The 16699-nt window shown below is 69.7% G+C and carries 18 protein-coding genes; 12 read left to right on the plus strand and 6 right to left on the minus strand.

Going from position 1 to position 16699, the window contains the following annotated elements; translation table 11 throughout:
* Positions 1-60: 60 nt before the first annotated feature.
* Positions 61-960, plus strand: coding sequence for an ectoine/hydroxyectoine ABC transporter substrate-binding protein EhuB (gene ehuB / locus JAV51_RS16560; RefSeq protein WP_197321647.1), 900 nt, complete (start codon positions 61-63; stop codon positions 958-960).
* A gap of 56 nt (positions 961-1016) precedes the next feature.
* Here ehuB and ehuD read toward each other — a convergent pair whose 3' ends face one another.
* Together ehuD and JAV51_RS16570 are read right to left on the minus strand one after the other, a co-directional pair.
* A complete protein-coding gene (ehuD, locus tag JAV51_RS16565) occupies positions 1017-1676 on the minus strand; it encodes an ectoine/hydroxyectoine ABC transporter permease subunit EhuD (protein WP_197321648.1) in 660 nt (219 codons plus the stop codon).
* Positions 1673-2395 (minus strand): amino acid ABC transporter permease, encoded by a 723-nt coding sequence (locus JAV51_RS16570; RefSeq protein WP_197321649.1) that lies wholly within the window; start codon positions 2393-2395, stop codon positions 1673-1675. The genes ehuD and JAV51_RS16570 overlap by 4 nt, the downstream gene beginning before the upstream one ends.
* A 96-nt stretch (positions 2396-2491) precedes the next feature.
* Here JAV51_RS16570 and nucS point away from each other — a divergent pair, with 96 nt between their 5' ends.
* The 5 genes from nucS to dhaM all read left to right on the plus strand — a co-directional run bounded on the left by nucS (position 2492) and on the right by dhaM (position 6598).
* Positions 2492-3151 carry an endonuclease NucS gene (nucS, locus tag JAV51_RS16575; protein ID WP_197321650.1) on the plus strand — a complete coding sequence of 220 codons (660 nt, stop codon included), beginning with the start codon at positions 2492-2494 and terminating at the stop codon, positions 3149-3151.
* Positions 3152-3231: 80 nt separating this feature from the next.
* A complete protein-coding gene (locus JAV51_RS16580) occupies positions 3232-4230 on the plus strand; it encodes a hypothetical protein (protein ID WP_307845909.1) in 999 nt (332 codons plus the stop codon).
* Positions 4231-4293: 63 nt separating this feature from the next.
* Positions 4294-5292, plus strand: coding sequence for a dihydroxyacetone kinase subunit DhaK (dhaK, locus tag JAV51_RS16585; protein ID WP_197321651.1), 999 nt, complete (start codon positions 4294-4296; stop codon positions 5290-5292).
* Entirely contained in the window at positions 5292-5915 is a 624-nt protein-coding gene (dhaL, locus tag JAV51_RS16590; RefSeq protein WP_197321652.1) for a dihydroxyacetone kinase subunit DhaL, read from the plus strand. Before dhaK ends, dhaL begins: the two co-directional genes overlap by 1 nt.
* Complete coding sequence (gene dhaM, locus JAV51_RS16595; RefSeq protein ID WP_197321653.1) at positions 5912-6598, plus strand: dihydroxyacetone kinase phosphoryl donor subunit DhaM; 687 nt, start codon at positions 5912-5914, stop codon at positions 6596-6598. Before dhaL ends, dhaM begins: the two co-directional genes overlap by 4 nt.
* A 205-nt stretch (positions 6599-6803) precedes the next feature.
* On the opposite strand, the gene JAV51_RS16600 is transcribed toward dhaM, so the two are convergent.
* Complete coding sequence (locus tag JAV51_RS16600) at positions 6804-7013, minus strand: zinc ribbon domain-containing protein (RefSeq protein WP_197321654.1); 210 nt, start codon at positions 7011-7013, stop codon at positions 6804-6806.
* Positions 7014-7059: 46 nt separating this feature from the next.
* On the opposite strand from JAV51_RS16600, the gene JAV51_RS16605 reads away from it, so the two are divergent.
* Together JAV51_RS16605 and JAV51_RS16610 are read left to right on the plus strand one after the other, a co-directional pair.
* Positions 7060-8196: an alkaline phosphatase family protein gene (locus JAV51_RS16605; RefSeq protein WP_197321655.1), complete on the plus strand. Its 1137-nt coding sequence runs from the start codon at positions 7060-7062 to the stop codon at positions 8194-8196.
* A 56-nt stretch (positions 8197-8252) separates the two neighbouring features.
* On the plus strand, positions 8253-8543 hold the full coding sequence (locus JAV51_RS16610) for a hypothetical protein (RefSeq protein ID WP_197321656.1): 291 nt from the start codon (positions 8253-8255) through the stop codon (positions 8541-8543).
* A gap of 7 nt (positions 8544-8550) precedes the next feature.
* Here the strand turns inward: JAV51_RS16610 and JAV51_RS16615 are convergent, their stop codons facing one another.
* Positions 8551-9066 (minus strand): GNAT family N-acetyltransferase, encoded by a 516-nt coding sequence (locus JAV51_RS16615; protein WP_197321657.1) that lies wholly within the window; start codon positions 9064-9066, stop codon positions 8551-8553.
* A gap of 38 nt (positions 9067-9104) precedes the next feature.
* On the opposite strand from JAV51_RS16615, the gene JAV51_RS16620 reads away from it, so the two are divergent.
* From JAV51_RS16620 to JAV51_RS16635, 4 genes are all read left to right on the plus strand, one after another.
* Complete coding sequence (locus JAV51_RS16620) at positions 9105-9863, plus strand: alpha/beta fold hydrolase (protein ID WP_197321658.1); 759 nt, start codon at positions 9105-9107, stop codon at positions 9861-9863.
* 252 nt (positions 9864-10115) lie between these two features.
* Positions 10116-11900, plus strand: coding sequence for a cytochrome c oxidase subunit I (ctaD, locus tag JAV51_RS16625; RefSeq protein WP_197321659.1), 1785 nt, complete (start codon positions 10116-10118; stop codon positions 11898-11900).
* A gap of 57 nt (positions 11901-11957) precedes the next feature.
* Positions 11958-13187, plus strand: a complete 1230-nt coding sequence (gene serB, locus JAV51_RS16630; RefSeq protein ID WP_197321660.1) for a phosphoserine phosphatase SerB — start codon at positions 11958-11960, stop codon at positions 13185-13187.
* Entirely contained in the window at positions 13184-13990 is an 807-nt protein-coding gene (locus JAV51_RS16635; protein ID WP_307845910.1) for a peptidyl-tRNA hydrolase, read from the plus strand. The genes serB and JAV51_RS16635 overlap by 4 nt, the downstream gene beginning before the upstream one ends.
* A 14-nt stretch (positions 13991-14004) precedes the next feature.
* Here the strand turns inward: JAV51_RS16635 and JAV51_RS16640 are convergent, their stop codons facing one another.
* Together JAV51_RS16640 and JAV51_RS16645 are read right to left on the minus strand one after the other, a co-directional pair.
* Complete coding sequence (locus JAV51_RS16640; RefSeq protein ID WP_197321738.1) at positions 14005-14346, minus strand: hypothetical protein; 342 nt, start codon at positions 14344-14346, stop codon at positions 14005-14007.
* Between the two features lie 50 nt (positions 14347-14396).
* Entirely contained in the window at positions 14397-16451 is a 2055-nt protein-coding gene (locus JAV51_RS16645; RefSeq protein WP_197321661.1) for an ATP-dependent DNA helicase, read from the minus strand.
* Positions 16452-16699 lie beyond the last annotated feature (248 nt).

A 16699-nucleotide genomic window follows, 5' to 3' on the forward strand; every position in this document is an offset into this window, starting at 1 on the left:
TCCCCGTCACTCGATTGGGTTAGGGTCGCACGACCTGCCGTCTCTGGAACGGAGTCACCCTTGTCGAAACGAGAGCTCAATATTTCCCGTCGCGCACTGCTTCGGTACTCGGCCGTGGGACTCGCGGCCGTGGGTGGCGGGTCGTTGCTCGCCGCGTGTCAGACGACGAACCCGGAAACCGGACAGGTCGAGGGGGCGGGGTTGCAGCAGCGCATCGACTCCGGCCAGCCCGTCCGGGTGGCGGTGGCCAACGAGCCGCCCTACACGAAGCTGGAGGCCAGTGGCGAGCTCACCGGCGCGTCGCCCGACATCACCAAGGCCGTGCTCGAACGGATGGGCATCACCCGGATCGAGGGCGTCCAGACCGACTACGACTCGATGATCCCGGGGCTCGACGCCGACCGGTGGGACATCGTGAGCGCGGGGCTGTTCATGAACCAGACCCGGTGTTCCAAGGTGCTCTACGCCTCGCCGGACATCGTGTCGACGGAGTCGTTCGCCGTCCCGGCGGGCAACCCGAAGAAGCTGACCTCCTTGGACGTCGTGAAGTCCTCCGGTGCGAACATCGCCGTGCTCGCGGGAAGTTACGAGCTGAAGACGGCGAAGTCACTGGGTGTCCCGGAAGGACAGTTGCAGACCTACCCCAAGGCGCCGGACGCCATGCAGGGCTTGAGCGACGGCCGAGTGGACGCCGTCCTCCTGCCGACGCTGACGTTGGAGTCGCACAAGGCGCAGTACGGGGGCGACTTCGAGATCACCGAGCCGCTGGCCGAGATTCCGACCACCGGTGCGGGTGCGGCGTTCCGCAAGTCCGACAAGGACTTCCACGCGAAGTTCGACGCGGAGTTGACGAAGTTCAAGGAGACCGAGGAGTTCGCCCAGCTTCTGGAGAAGTGGGGCTTTGACGCCGAGGCCTCGCGTAACTCCACCACCGAGCAGCTCTGCGCGACCGAGGGCTGAATCGCGAGACGCGGTCGTGAGCGGACCTGACGACGCCGCTCACGACCGCGTTCCGATCACCCGGCGGGCTGCAGTCGACGCTCCAGTCGACGCAGCAGCAGCGCGGTCGGATAGCTGGCCGCGAGGAAGATGAGTCCCGCCAGCGTCAGCGGCTCCAGGTACTCGTAGGTGTCACCGCCGATGGTGCGTGCGGTGCGCAGCAGCTCGGGCACCGTGATGAGAGCCAGGAACGGCGTCTCCTTGAACATGGCGATGGCGTAGTTGCCGAGCGACGGCAGGACGTTGCGAACGGCCTGCGGCAGGATGACCCTGCGCCACGTGATGTGCGGCGGGAGCTGCAACGCGACCGTGGCCTCCCACTGCCCCTTCGGCACGGCCTGGATGCCGGCGCGGTAGACGTCGGCGCAGTAGCACGCGTAGTGCACGCCGAGGCCGATCACGCCCGCGGTCATCGGGGCGAGCGTGACGCCCATTCCCGGCAGCGCGTAGAACAGGAAGAAGAGCTGGATGAGCAACGGCGTGCTGCGGATGAACTCGATGAACGCCGTCGTGAGCTGCGACAGCACCGGGATGCGGAGCTGACGCACGACCGCGAACGCGAGTCCCAGCACCGCCGCGACCGCGATGCCGAGCAGCGTGGCCACCAGCGTGTACTGGACGAAGTGACTCAGCAGCTCGGGCAGGATGTCGAACGTGTAGTCCCAGTCCCAACTCATGGAGCGGGCACCTCCTCGGGAGTGGGCTTGCGAAGTCGGAAGACGCTGCGGATGCCCTCGTGTCTGCCGAGCTTCGCCTTCGCGGCCACTTCGGCCACATTGGACACCATGGTCACGGCGTAGGCGAGGACGAAGTAGATGACCATGAGTGCCAGGTACATGACGGTCTGGTCACCGCCCGCGAAGCGGAACGCCTCGCCCATGTTCATCAGGTCCACCAGCGAGATGGTGTAGAGCAGCGGGGTGCTCTTGAGCAGTTGGATGAACAGGTTGTTCATCGACGGGATCATCAAGGCCGTGGCCTGGGGCCAGATGACGCGCCGCATGCGTTGTGCGGGCGAGAGGTTCAGCGCGATCGCCGCCTCCCACTGGGGTTTCGGTACCGCCTCGATGGAGCCTCGGACGACCTCGGCTCCGTACGCGCCGTAGTTCAACCCGAAGGCGAGCACGCCCACGAACAGAGGGTCGAACTTGATCCCGAGCAGCGGCAGCGCGAAGAACAACCACCACAACTGGATCGGCAACGAGGTACCGCGGAAGAATTCGATGACGACTCGGGCGAATCCCCGTACGGCGAGTTTGGTCGATCGCGCCATGAGACCGAGCAACACCGACACGACGATCATCAGCGCCGTGCCCAGAACGGTCACGAGAAGCGTGACGCCCAGCCCGCGAACGAGGTTGTCCGTCCAGTCGAGAAGCGTCGGATTGTCATTCACTCGGTGAACCTCTCGTCAGGGTAGGTTGCGTGACCCTAACGGGGGATGGACACGGGTGGCGAGTACTTGCCCGCCGGAGTCGCCTACCCTTCCGTCGTGCGCTTAGTGATCGCCCGGTGCCAGGTGGACTACGCGGGCCGCCTGACTGCCCACCTGCCGATGGCCACTCGACTGCTGCTCGTGAAGGCCGACGGGTCGGTGTCGGTGCATTCCGACGACCGCGCCTACAAGCCGCTGAACTGGATGAGTCCGCCGTGCTGGCTGATCGAGGACGGCAATCTCTGGATCGTCGAGAACAAGGCGGGCGAGAAGCTCGTCATCACCATCGAGCAACTGATCGACGAGGTCGAGCACGATCTCGGTGCCGAGCCCGGGCTCGTGAAGGACGGTGTCGAGGCTCACCTTCAGGAGTTGCTCGCCGAACACATCACGACGCTGGGCGACGGCTACACGTTGGTGCGCCGCGAGTACATGACGGCGATCGGCCCCGTCGACATCCTCGCGCGTGACGCCGACGGCGGCACCGTGGCCGTGGAGATCAAGCGCCGCGGCGAGATCGACGGTGTCGAGCAGTTGACGCGGTACCTGGAGTTGTTGAATCGTGATCCGCTGCTGGCGCCGGTCCAGGGGGTTTTCGCGGCCCAGCAGATCAAGCCGCAGGCGCGCACTCTGGCCGAGGACCGGGGCATCCGCTGCGTGACCTTGGACTACGACAAGCTGCGGGGAATCGAGAGCAACGACCTCACGCTCTTCTGACCGCGTCGGGCTCGAACGAGGAAAGATCACTATTCCGGGAACCCTGCACGGTCGTCACAGGGGCCGGTTACCGTGCTCCCGTGCTGAGTCGTGCTGTAACACGTCGATTGATCGTGTGCTGGGTCGCCGGGCTGTGTCTGCTCGCCGGGTGTGCCGGCGAGAACCTGGCGAAGGAGAACTTCGAGCGCACCACGGTGAAGGCGGAGCCGAACGGCCGTGAGGGGCCGGTGCCGTCGGGGCCGATCGACGATCCTGCCTTCGAGCCGGCCACGCTGCGCAAAGTCGACGCCTGTGCCTTGTTGGGCGACGAGCTTGCCGCCACGTTGCTGCCCAACGGCCAGCCGACCGCCGCCGACTGGGGGCGGTGCGCGCGCACGTACGTCGACGTCGGTGGCAAGCCGATCCGCGTGATGGTCGAACTCGGCGAGAGCGGCACGCTCGCCTCCGCGGACGACGCCACGGGCAACGTCGGGGGCCTGCCGCTGGTGCAGCACAGTTCCGGGGACTCGTCGTGCATTTCCGTCGCGGTGACGCGGCGTCAGCCCAACGCCGGGGTCAGTGTGATGGCCACGCACGACCAGGGCGGCGGAGATCCGTGCGACAGCAGTTACGTGGCCCTGGAAGGGGTCGTCGAGGCACTGCGGTCGAACCCGGCGATGATGGAGGAGCCCGAGGGTTCGCTGATGACTGTGGACCTGTGCGAGTCGTTCAGCTCCGAGCACGTGTCGAAGGCGCTCGAACTCGACGAGGAACCGCGCATCAACCCCAGCGGCCTGCACTTCTGCCAGTTGTCGTTCGACGACGTCATCGCCTACGCCCACGCGCGGGTCGGCTATCCCGTGACGCCGGGTGACGAGGCCGAGGAGATCGAGTTGGTCGACGGCCTGAAGGTGGCGCGACAGGCCGGCGGCAACGACATCGCCGAGTGCGACGTGTCGTGGGTCCACCTGCCGATCAGCGAGCAGGAGGCGGAACTCATGACGTTGAGCTACTACGACTACGGCGAGTCGGCCGACACCGACACCGCCTGTAGCCGGGTGACGGACCTGGCGAAGGGGCTGCTGAAGACACTGCCGTAGCAGCGGAAGTTGGTTAGGTTGAGAACCGAACCTGCCAACGCATCGCCGCGCTCGGAGGTAGCAGTGAAGAAGATCATCAATGATCCGGCGACGGTGGTCGCGGACTCACTGGCGGGTCTCGCCGCCGCTCATCCCGATCTGGTGCGAGTGGAGTACGACCCCGACGTCGTGGTGCGGGCCGACTCGCCGGCGCGCGGGGTGTCGATCATCTCCGGGGGCGGATCGGGGCACGAACCACTCCACGTGGGGTTCGTCGGCCCTGGCATGCTGCACGGCGCCGTCCCGGGCGCGGTGTTCACCTCGCCGACTCCCGACGCGGTCCAGGCGGCGATCTCTGCCACGACGGGCGACGCGGGCGCCCTGCTGGTGGTGAAGAACTACACGGGTGACGTCCTGAACTTCGAGACCGCCGCCGAACTGGCGTCCGCGGAGGGGCTCGACGTCCGCACGGTGGTGATCGACGACGACGTGGCGGTGGCCGACTCGACCTTCACGGCCGGGCGTCGAGGCGTGGGTGGCACGGTGCTGCTCGAAAAGATCGTCGGCGCGGCGGCCGAGCGGGGCGACGACCTCGACGCCGTGGAGGCGGTGGCACGGCGGGTGGTGGAGAACGTGCGGTCGATCGGCGTGGCGCTCACCGCGCCCACCGTGCCGCACGTCGGTGAGCCGAGCTTCGAGCTGGGCGACGACGAGGTGGAGTTCGGCATCGGCATCCACGGCGAGCCGGGTCGGGAGCGCAGGCCGGTGGAGCCCGCGTCCGAGCTGGTGGGACGCATGGTGGCGGCCGTGGCGGACGACCTGCCGTTGGAGAGCGGGGACGAGGTCCTGCTGTTCACCAACTCGATGGGCGGCACCCCGCTGCTGGAGACCTACCTCGCGCACGGCATCGGGGAGCGCGCGCTCGCCGACCGTGGCGTCACCGTGGTGCGCAGGCTCGTGGGTCCCTACATCACGAGCCTGGAGATGCAGGGCATCAGCCTCACGATCCTGCGGATGGACGAGGAGATGACCGAGCTGTGGGACGCTCCGGTCAGGACACCGGCTCTGCGTTGGGGGCTGTGATGGGGTGTACCGCGAACGACGTGGCGGCGGCTCTGCGGGCCGCGGCCGACACGATGGCCGAGCACCGCGGCGAACTGACGGATCTCGACCGGCCCATCGGCGACGCCGACCACGGCGAGAACCTGAACCGGGGGTTCACGGCACTCGCCGGTGCCCTGTCCGAGGCCGTCCCCGACACTCCCGGTGCGGTGCTGAAGCTGGCGGCCACCACGCTGATCTCGAAGGTTGGCGGAGCTGCCGGCCCGTTGTACGGGACGGCGTTCTTGCGGGCGGCCACCGCGGTGGGGCAGGCCGAGGAACTGACCGAGGCCACGGTCAAGGCGGCGTTGCGGGCCGGGCTCGACGGTGTGGTGGCCCGAGGCAAGGCCGAGGTCGGTGACGCCACGATGGTCGACGCTCTCGCACCCGCTGTGGAGGCTGCGGAGGCCGTCGACGACGGAGGGGTGGCGGCGGTGCTGGCGGCCGCGGCGGACGCCGCGGAACGAGGCGCCGAGTCCACGACCCCGCTCGTCGCCAGGAAGGGCAGGGCGTCGTACCTGGGTGAACGCAGCGTGGGACACCTCGACCCGGGAGCCCGGTCGACGGCCCTGTTGCTCCGAACCTTTGCCGAGGTGGAGCGATGAGAGTCGGACTCGTGTTGGTGTCGCACAGTGCCAAGCTCGCCGAGGGGCTCGCCGAGGTGGCGGCCCAGATGGCGCCGGACGTGACGGTGGTGCCCGCCGGAGGCGCTGCGGACGGTGGGATCGGCACGGACTACGACGCGGTGTCGGCCGCGGTCGAGCGGGCGAACAGCGGGTCGGGAGCGGTCGTGCTCTACGACCTCGGCAGCGCGCAGATGACCGCCGAGATGGTGGTCGAGACCCTCGACGACCCCGGTACGGCCGTGGTGGTCGACGCGCCCTTCGTGGAGGGTGCCGTGGCGGCGGCTGTGGCGGCGCAGGGCGGCGCCGACCGGGCCGGGGTCGCCCAGGCTGCCGCCGAGGCCGGAGGCGGCGGCACGGCCGAGAGCACGGAGGCGGTGACGGAAGCCGAGGCCGGGGCGGTGCGCACCGAGTTCACGCTGGAGAACGGTGCGGGGCTGCACGCTCGTCCCGCGGCGCTGTTGGTGCGCGCCATCGCCGGGGTCGACGCCGACGTCCGGGTGCGTCTCGGCACCGACGAGGCGGACGGGCACAGCGTGCTCGCGATCATGTCGCTGGGCGCACGTCAGGGTGACCGCGTGGAGGTGGAGGCCTCCGGGCCGCAGGCGCAGGAGGCGGTCGAGCGGATCGAGGCGCTGGCCAAACGACGTTTCGACGAGGACTGACGCCCCGTCGCCGCGCGTGCTGCCGGGTACGCCTCCGCACGGGTCGCCGGCCGGGCGCGCGGACGGCGAGGCCGACGCGCGTGCGACCGGGACCGCGGAGTCGACGCGGAGACGCTGCCCGCACGCCGACGGTCTCGGCATCGGTCTCGTCGCGGCCCCGCCGACGGCTCACACCGGTGTCGTCACCCGCCGGTGGGGCGTTGTATCAGCCGCACCCGCAGGCACCGCCACAGCAGCCGCCGCCCGAGGGCGCGGCGGGTGCCTGCGCCGATCCGGTCAGCGCCACCGTGGTCAGCAGCTTCACCGTGTCGTCGTGACCCTGCGGGCAGGAAGCGGGAGCGCTCGACTCGCTCATCGGACGGTTCAGTTCGAAGGAGTCCGCACAGACGCGGCAGCGGTAGGCGTAGGTCGGCATGTGCCGATTATCGCGTGCGGGCGGCGGTTCGTGGGACGCTGACGCGGTGGACAAGCCAGTGCTGGATGTCGAGATCCCCCTGCTGGCCGAGGTGACTCCGTCGGCGCTGGCGGCCCTGGGGGTCGCCGGGTTCGCCGACACGCTCGGCTTCGGCCCGCGTTCCCGAGTGGGCGTGTTGCTGATCGACGGGCTCGGGTGGGACCTGCTCGCCACCCACGCCGACGACGCCCCGGTGCTGTCACGGCTGCCACGGCGCGCGCTGCGCGTCGGCTACCCGGCCACCACCGCCGCCGGACTCGCGGCGATCGGCACCGGGTCCGCCTCGGGCGAGCACGGGTTCGTGGGCTACTCCTTCGACCTGCCCGGCGTCGGCGTGCTCAACGCGCTGTCCTGGCACCGACATCCCGGCGGTGAAAGCCTGGCCGACCGGGTACGGCCGGAGGACGTGCAACGACTGCCCACCACCTTCGCCGTGGCCGCCGAGGCCGGGCTCACCAGCACTGTCGTGTCGTCGGCGCAGTTCGTCGACACCTCGCTCACGCGAGCTGTGCTCTCGGGCGGCGACTACGTCGGCACGCGCGCGCTCGGCGACCTCGCGGCGGCGATGGCTGCGGCGCTGCGGTCGGCGCGCAGCTTCTGTTACGGCTACCACGGTGACCTGGACCTGATGGGCCACGTCCACGGGCCGGGGACGACGCCGTGGCGGATGCAGCTTCGGCAGGTCGACCGGCTGGTGGAGTCGTTGATCGACTCGCTGCCGCCCGGATCGGCGCTCGCGGTCGTGGCCGACCACGGCATGGTCACCGTCGACGACAGCGTGGTCGACGTCGACGCCGAACCCAGCCTGACCGACGGGGTGCGAGAGCTGGCGGGGGAGGTCCGGGCTCGGCATGTGTACGTCGAGGACGGCGCCGTGGACGACGTGCTCGCGACGTGGCGCGAGGTGCTGGGCGAGCGTGCGTGGGTGGCGTCCAGGGAACAGGCGGTCGAGGAGGGATGGTTCGGTCCCGTGGTCGCCGATCACGTGCTGCCCCGCATCGGTGACGTCGTGGCCGCGGCCCGAGGTCGGTCGGGAATGGTGCGCACGCTGCGGGAACCCCGGGAGTCGGCGCTGGTCGGACAGCACGGGTCGTTGACGTCCGCGGAACAGCTCGTGCCGTTCGCGTTGGCCGTGTGCGACTGACGAGGGACGCGTCGGCAGGCGCGGGACGAACGGTACCCGCCGGTTACCGTTGAGTCATGCCTCGCCGTAACCGCGCCCGACGAATCGAGCCCCGCGTGGGGTCGTCCGCGAGCTGGGCCCGGTCGGAGTCCGGGCCCGACGGTGACTGGGTGGTGCGTTCGGTTCCGGGCGCGCAGGCCACGAAGACCTACCGCTGTCCGGGTTGCGACCACGAGATCCAGCCGGGGGTGGCGCACGTCGTGGCCTGGCCCGCCGACGAGTACGGCTCGGTGACCGACCGGCGACACTGGCATCGGGGTTGCTGGCAGGCGCGGACCCGGCGCGGTCCGACCCGACGCCGTTGGTGAGGCGCGGTCAGACGCGCACGGCGGGCTGCCTGCGGTAGTACACCGCGGGCGCACCGCGGTAGAGGTCTCGGCGGTACTCCGAGAACGACAGCTTCTCCGCCACCCGTCGAGCGGCGGTGTTGGTGACGTTCGTGACGATCACCACCGGCTTGTCCGGAAGCTCTCGGTCGGCCCAGTCGAGCAGGGCTCCGGCCATCTCGCAGGCGTAGCCGTGGCCCCACGCCTCCGGGACGAAGCGATAGAAGAGGTTGAGCACCGACTCGCCGTGGAGCTCGCTGTTCTGGAGGCCACCCACCCCGATCACGCGTCCGTCGTGCTCGACCGCCACGTAGCCGAACCCGTGGTCGAGCCAGTGCTGCCGCCAGGTCTCGAACTGGAGCCGAGCCTCGGCCGGGGTGGCCGGGTTGCTCTCGTGGGGATGGGTGGACCGCGCGGACTGCAGCCCGATCACGGTGGGGAGGTCGTCGTCGCTGAAGGGCCGCAGCAACAGCCGCGACGTGCGCAGAGGCCCCAACCGTGTCATATCCGCGAATGTAGTGCGTCCCGCCGACAATGGACGACATGTCGTCACTGCCACTGGTGTTGCTGCACGCCTATCCGCTCGACGCGCGCATGTGGGACTCCGTCCGCGCGCCGTTGGCCGAGCGCACCCGCCTGATCACTCCCGACCAGCGAGGCCTCGGTCGCACGCCGCTGCCCGAGGACGGTGCGACGGCTCCTGCGGCACCGAGTCTCGACCACGCGGCCCGGGACGTGCTGGCGCTGCTCGACAAGCTGGAGATCGACACGGCGGTCGTCGGGGGTTCGTCGATGGGCGGCTACGTCGCCATGGCCTTGCTGAGGCTCGCGCCCGAGCGGGTCGGCGGGCTCGTCTTCCTCGGCACCAAGGCGACGGCCGACACGGTCGAGGCGCGCGAGAAGCGGCTGGCCGTGGCCGACCGCGCGGACCGTGACGGGACGTCGGGCTGGCTGGCCGACGAGATGCTGCCGACGTTGCTGGGGGAGACCACACGCCGTCGTCGCCCCGAGGTGGTCGACCGGGTGCGCGAGCTCATCGAGGAGCAACCGCCCGCCGGGGTGGCGTGGGCGCAGCGCGCGATGGCCGCGCGGCCCGACTCCACCGACGTGCTCCGCACCGCGGACGTGCCCACGGTGGTGGTGGCGGGGGAGGAGGACGCGATCATGTCGGTCGACGTCGTACGTGATGTTGCCGACACGGTGCCGGGTGCGGAGTTCGTCGTCGTGCCGCGAGCCGGACATCTGCTGCCGCTGGAGGCCCCCGAGGCCGTGGTCGAGGCCGTGTCGCGGGTGCTCCGCTGAGTGGGGTGACGCAGCCAACAGCCGCGCGGTCGGGCCGTGCCTGACGCGCCGCAAAGCCCGCAACCAGCGGTTTTCCGATCTCGCGTGGCGGTCGAGGCGATGCACGCGCCGTGTCCGATGCGGCCGGGAACGTGATCTGTGCTCCCGGTGCGCGAGGCCGGAACATGAGAGGGATACGATCCCCGTAGCCAACGTGGGTCCCCGCCCGTGGCGACAGCAAGGTTCGCGGGGTTTCGAGTGCAGGAGGCTTCAGTGACGGCCGTAGCGCCCCAGCCGATCGCAACGCGTCCGTACCCGACGCGAGAGTCGGTGAAGGGATCGTCATTGTTGCGGTTCTTCCGCACGACGGACCACAAGCAGCTCGGCATCATGTACATGGTGACCGCGTTCGCGTTCTTCATGGTCGGCGGCGCTATGGCGATGCTGATCCGTACGGAGCTCGCGGTTCCGGGTCAGCAGTTCCTGTCGCAGGAGCAGTACAACCAGCTCTTCACCATGCACGGCACGGTGATGCTGCTGTTCTACGCGACGCCGATCGTCTTCGGGTTCGCCAACTACGTGCTGCCCCTGCAGATCGGGTCGCCCGACGTCGCGTTCCCGCGACTGAACGCCTTCTCGTACTGGCTGTACCTCTTCGGCGGTCTCACCTCGCTCGCGGGCTTCATCACGCCGGGCGGTGCCGCCGACTTCGGTTGGTTCGCCTACACGCCGCTGTCGAGCGCCATCTACTCGCCGGGCATCGGTGCGGACCTGTGGGTCGCCGGTCTGATCGTCAGTGGTCTGGGCACCATCCTCGGTGCGGTCAACATGATCACGACCGTGGTCTGCCTCCGCGCGCCCGGCATGACGATGTGGCGGATGCCCATCTTCACGTGGAACATCCTGATCACCAGCCTCCTGGTGCTGCTCGCGTTCCCGATCCTGACCGCCGCGCTCGTGGGTCTGCTCGCCGACCGCAAGGTGGGTGCTCACATCTTCGACCCGGCCAACGGCGGCGTGATCCTGTGGCAGCACATGTTCTGGTTCTTCGGGCACCCCGAGGTGTACATCGTCGCGCTGCCGTTCTTCGGTATCGCGTCGGAGATCATCCCGGTGTTCACCCGTAAGCCGATCTTCGGCTACAAGGGTCTGGTCTGGGCCACGCTGTCCATCGCCGCGCTGTCCGTGGCGGTGTGGGCGCACCACATGTACGCGACCGGCGCGGTGCTGCTGCCGTTCTTCGCCTTCATGACCTTCCTCATCGCCGTCCCGACCGGTGTGAAGTTCTTCAACTGGATCGGCACCATGTGGAAGGGCCAGATCAGCTTCGAGTCGCCGATGATCTTCACGCTCGGCTTCATGGTCACCTTCCTCTTCGGTGGTCTGACCGGTGTGCTGCTCGCGGCTCCGTCGATCGACTTCCACGTCTCCGACAGCTACTTCGTGGTGGCGCACTTCCACTACGTCCTCTACGGCACGATCGTGTTCGCCACGTTCGCCGGCATCTACTTCTGGTTCCCGAAGATGACCGGCCGGATGATGGACGAGTCGCTGGCGAAGCTGCACTTCTGGCTGACGTTCATCGGCTTCCACACCACGTTCCTGGTGCAGCACTGGCTGGGCAACGAGGGCATGCCGCGTCGGTACGTCGACTACCTCACCACCGACGGTTTCACGACGCTGAACGTCATCTCGACGGTCGGTGCGTACATCCTCGGTGCCTCGACGCTGCCGTTCATCTGGAACGTCTTCAAGAGCTACCGCTACGGCGAGATCGTCACGGTGGACGACCCGTGGGGCTACGGCAACTCGCTCGAATGGGCCACGAGCTGCCCGCCCCCGCGGCACAACTTCACCGAGCTGCCCCGCATTCGTTCCGAGCGTCCTGCGTTCGAGCTGCACCACCCGCACATGATCGAGCGCATGCGCAACGAGGGTCACATGACCTTCACCGGCAAGCCGCTGCCGCACAAGGACGCGAAGGACGCGCCGTCCGAGCTCGTGACCGCGGGTGCGATGCCGGGCGACCGCGACAAGGACAACGCAAGCGAACAGTGACCGGTGTGGTGGGCCGGGAACTCCGGCCCACCACACCGGAGCCGAGGGAGACGACGAGTGAGTCCCACGCCAGTCCTCATCACCGCGACCGGGCCGGACAAGCCGGGCGTCTCCTCGGTGTTGTTCGCGGCGTTGACCCGTGAGGGCGTCGAGGTCCTCGACATCGAACAGGTCGTCATCCGCGGACAGCTCGTCCTCGGTGTGCTCGTCTCGGTCGACTCGGACCCCGAGGGTCTGCAGGAAATGGTCGAGCAGGCCATGGCGACCGTCGCGATGAACGTGGACGTCCGGATCGGCGACGCGATCGGAGCCGATCCCTTCGCCCCGGCTCGCCGTGGTTCGACCCACGTGCTGGTGCTGCTGGGCAGGCCGATCACGGCGCAGGCGTTCACCCAGGTCGCACGTCGGCTCGCGAGTCTCGACGTCAACATCGACACCATCCGCAGCATCGCGGACTACCCCGTCACCGGCCTTGAGCTGCACGTCTCGGCTGCCGCCGACACTCCCGAGGCCGACAGTGAACTGCGGACCGTGCTCGCCGACGTCGGTGCCCGTGGCGGGTTGGACGTCTCGATCGAACGAGCCGGTCTCGCGCGCAGGGCCAAGCGTCTGGTGGTGTTCGACGTCGACTCGACCCTCATCCAGGGTGAGGTGATCGAGATGCTGGCCGCTCACGCGGGCGTGGAGGACGAGGTCCGCGAGATCACCTCCGCCGCGATGCGGGGCGAGCTGAACTTCGCCGAGTCGTTGAAGCAGCGGGTCGCGTTGCTGAAGGGGCTGCCCGAGTCGGTGCTCGACGAGGTGGCCGGGCAGATCGAGCTGACCCCGGGCGCCCGGACGACGATCCGGACGTTGAAGCGCATCGGCTATCGCTGCGGTGTGGTGTCGGGCGGGTTCACGCGCATCATCGACGGACTCGTCACCGAACTCGGGCTCGACTTCGCGGTGGCCAACGAGCTGGAGATCGTCGACGGCACCCTCACCGGTCGGGTCGTCGGTGACATCGTGGACCGCGCGGCCAAGGCGGAGGCGTTGACGCGCTACGCCGCGGGGTACGGCATTCCGCTCGGGCAGTGCGTGGCCGTCGGGGACGGTGCCAACGACATCGACATGCTGACCACCGCGGGCATGGGGATCGCGTTCAACGCCAAGCCCGCGCTGCGTGAGGTGGCCGACGCCGCGTTGTCGTACCCGTATCTCGACGCGGTGCTGTTCATGCTCGGCGTGACGCGGGCGGAGGTGGAGGCGGCCGACGTCGCCGACGGTCTGCCCCTGCTGCGGCCGTGAACCCCGTGAACCCCGTGAACTCCGGGGACCCGCACTCCGGTGCGTCGGTGCTGGCGCCCGTCGCCGCCCGCTACGCGTGGTGGCTCGGACTGCCCGCCGAGCGCACCGCCGATCGCGACGTCCCGCCCGAGCAGGTGTGGGCGATGCCTCTCGTGCTGCGGATGGAGAAGTCGGCCCCGCCGTCGCGCACGCCCCTGCTCGAAGCAGCCGCACGGGCGGCGCTCGCGGTGTGCCTGCACGACGACGCTCGCCCCGGCGGCCCGTGGCACGAGCCGTTGATGACGTGGACGTCCGGACACATCCGCAAGGTCGCCCGCCGAGCGCGAGGCGCGCACTGGAGGGCGGTGCAGGAGCTGCCCGGGGTCACCATGGAGGTCGACGGCGCGCGGGTGCGGGCGCTGCTGCCCTGCCGGGTCGGGGACCTGCCTCGGGAGGTCTCCCGCTTGCAGATCTCCGGGAGCGACGTTCCCGACGACGAGCCCGGCCCAGCCCCTGACGACCGCCCGGTGCTGCTGCTGAATCCCCACGCGGCGATGTCGGCGGGCAAGGCCGCTGCGCAGGTGGGGCACGCGACCATGATGCTCGCCTCGTTGCTGGGGCGTTCGGAGCTCGACGCGTGGGCGGCGGAGGAGTACCGCTGCTCCGTGCGGGTGGCCGAGCCGGACGCATGGGATCGGGCGACGCAGGCGCTGACCCGACCTGACGCGGCCTGGGCCGAGCGCGGCCTGGTGGCGGTGCGCGACGCCGGATTCACCGAGGTGGAGCCGGGCACGGTCACCGTCGTGGCGAAGTGGCGGCCCTGACTCGGAGCAGGCTTTCAGCTCGCCTTCCAGACCACGTACGCCTTGTCGGCGTCGGTGGTCATCGCTTCCACGAACAGGTCGTGGTCGAAGCCGGGCAGCGTCTGGAGCCGCTCGATCAGCGCGTCGGCGGCGGGGTCACCGCTCGGCACGGCGGTTCCGGTGCCGTCGGCGGCGGCCAACATGAGGAAGACGTCTTCCTTCCACGGCCCCTCGGGAATCACCCGCACGACGACGGCGGCCAGATCGGACCACGCGATCGACTCCTCGGAGCCGTCGGCCAACAGGCGTCGGACACCGGCGTCGTCGACGCTGATGGACCGGGAATGGGCGCTGGACGAATCGGACGGCAACGACATCTCCCTCGGTGTCGGTTTGGCGTCCACCGTAGTCCCTCGGCCACGTCCGCTCAGGCGGGGGCGCCGGCGTCGAGTCGGCGCAGCGCGTCGCGGACGACGTCCGGTCGGTGCGTCGGCCACAGCGGCGGCAACGACGCGCGCAGGAATCCGCCGTAGCGGGCCGTGGCCAGCCGGGAGTCGAGCACCGCGACGACACCCCGGTCGCTCGTCGAGCGGTGGAGTCGGCCGACACCCTGCGCGAGCAGCAATGCCGCGTGGGTGGCGGCCACGGTGAGGAAGCCGTTGCCACCGCGTGCCTCCACGGCACGCTGCCGGGCCGACGCCACGGGATCGTCGGGGCGTGGGAACGGGATACGGTCCACGATCACCAGCGACAGCGACGGCCCGGGCACGTCCACGCCCTGCCACAGCGACAGCGTGCCGAACAGACACGTGCGGGTGTCCTCGGCGAACTTGTTCACCAACAGCGACGTCGAGTCGTCGCCCTGACACAGGATCGGGTGGTCGAGCCGGTCGCGCAGTTCCTCCGTGGCCTGCTTGGCGGCCCGCATCGAGGAGAACAACCCGAGCGTGCGACCCCCGGCCGCCTCGATGAGTTCCGCGATCTCGTCGAGCGTGGCGGAAGCCAGGCCGTCGCGGCCCGGCGGCGGCAGGTGCTTGGCGACGTACAGGATGCCGTTGCGGCGGTAGTCGAACGGCGAGCCGACGTCCAGCCCGCTCCAGCGGGGGCCGTCGTCGGTGTCGGACGGCGGGGGCTTCTCCGTCGCCGTCCCCGCGGCCTGCTCGGCGCGCCGAGGGGTCGGCGGCAGACCCCATTGACGGGCGAGGGTGTCGAATGTGCCCCCGAGAGCCAAGGTCGCCGACGTGAGCACCGTCGTGGTCGTGCCGAAGACCCGCTCGCGCAGCAGCCCGCCGACACCCAGCGGTGCCACGTGCAGCGCGGGCGGTCGGGGATTGGCGGAGTACCGGTCACCGGTGGACCAGACCACGTCTTTGCGGTCGGCGACGTCCTCGTCGAACGCGTCGAGCAGTCGCACCGCCGTGTCGTGGACGTCGTCCAGCGCGGACCGGGCCAGCTTGCGCTTGCTGGCCTCCTCCGGGTCCTCGCGGCGGTCGGAGCCGAGCGCGGTGAGGCAGGCGTGGGCCGCGTCGCGCACGGCCACGATCGCGGTGCCCAGCGCCTCAGGTAGCGAGTCCAATCGGCCCACCGGGGCGTCCTCCAGCATGAGCGACAACCCCTCGCCGGTCTCCAGGAGACGATCGGCGATGTCGGCGTCGACGAGCCGGGCGCAGCGTCGGGTGGCGGTGGCGATCATGCCGGGGGACAGGTCGGCCGTGGCCGCGGACGTCACGCGGTCGACCAGCTCGTGTGCCTCGTCGATGATCGTGACGTCGTGGTCTGGCAGGACTTGGTACTCCTGCAACGCGTCGATGGCCAACAACGCGTGGTTGGTGACCACGATGTTCGCCCTGCCGGCCTCCCCGCGCGCCACCTCGGCGAAGCAGTCGTCGCCGACCGGGCAGCGACCCGCGCCGAGACACTCCTTCGCCGTCACCGACACCTGCCGCCACGCCTGGTCGGAGACACCCGGCACCAACTCGTCGCGGTCACCGGTCTCGGTGTCCGACGACCACTCGTGGAGCCGTTTCACCTCCCGCCCGAGGCGGGAGACGGCGAACTGGTCGAACAGTGCTGCGTCCTCGGGCTCGTCCTCGGCTCCGGTGTGGACGCGGTGCAGGCACAGGTAGTTGCGCCTGCCCTTCAGGATCGCGAAGGTCGGCTCGACGCCGAGGGGCTTCTTGAGCGCCTTGGCCAGGCGGGGGAGGTCGCGGTCCACGAGCTGCCGTTGCAGGGCGATCGTGGCCGTCGACACGACCACCGTGGTGTCGGACTCGACGGCGTGCCGGATCGCGGGAACGAGGTAGGCGAGCGACTTGCCGGTGCCGGTCCCCGCCTGCACGGCGAGGTGTTCGCCGGTGCGGATGGCGTGGTCGACGGCCTCGGCCATGCGGACCTGGCCCTCGCGTTCGGCCCCACCGAGCGCGGCGACGGCGTGGGTCAGCAGTTCGCGGACGCTGGGAAGCTCCGATCGGGCACCGGTCACGACTCGCAACGTTACCGCCCACCCCTGTCGCCGCCGCCGCCCGAACCCCGTTCCGTCGTGTCCTCGGGTGGCGTACGCGTGTCCGCAGGTGGCGTACGTGTGTTGGCGGTTGGCGTACGGGTGTTGGCACTTCGTGTACGAGAGCCGGGACCGCGCGGGAGGAGCTGGGTCCTAGCTCGATGTGAGTCGAGCCGGAAGTGCGGACACGCGTGCGCCGCGCGCGGACACGAGTGCGCAGGGCGCGGACA

This window comes from Saccharomonospora sp. NB11 (assembly GCF_015910535.1).
Classification (GTDB): Bacteria; Actinomycetota; Actinomycetes; order Mycobacteriales; family Pseudonocardiaceae; genus Saccharomonospora.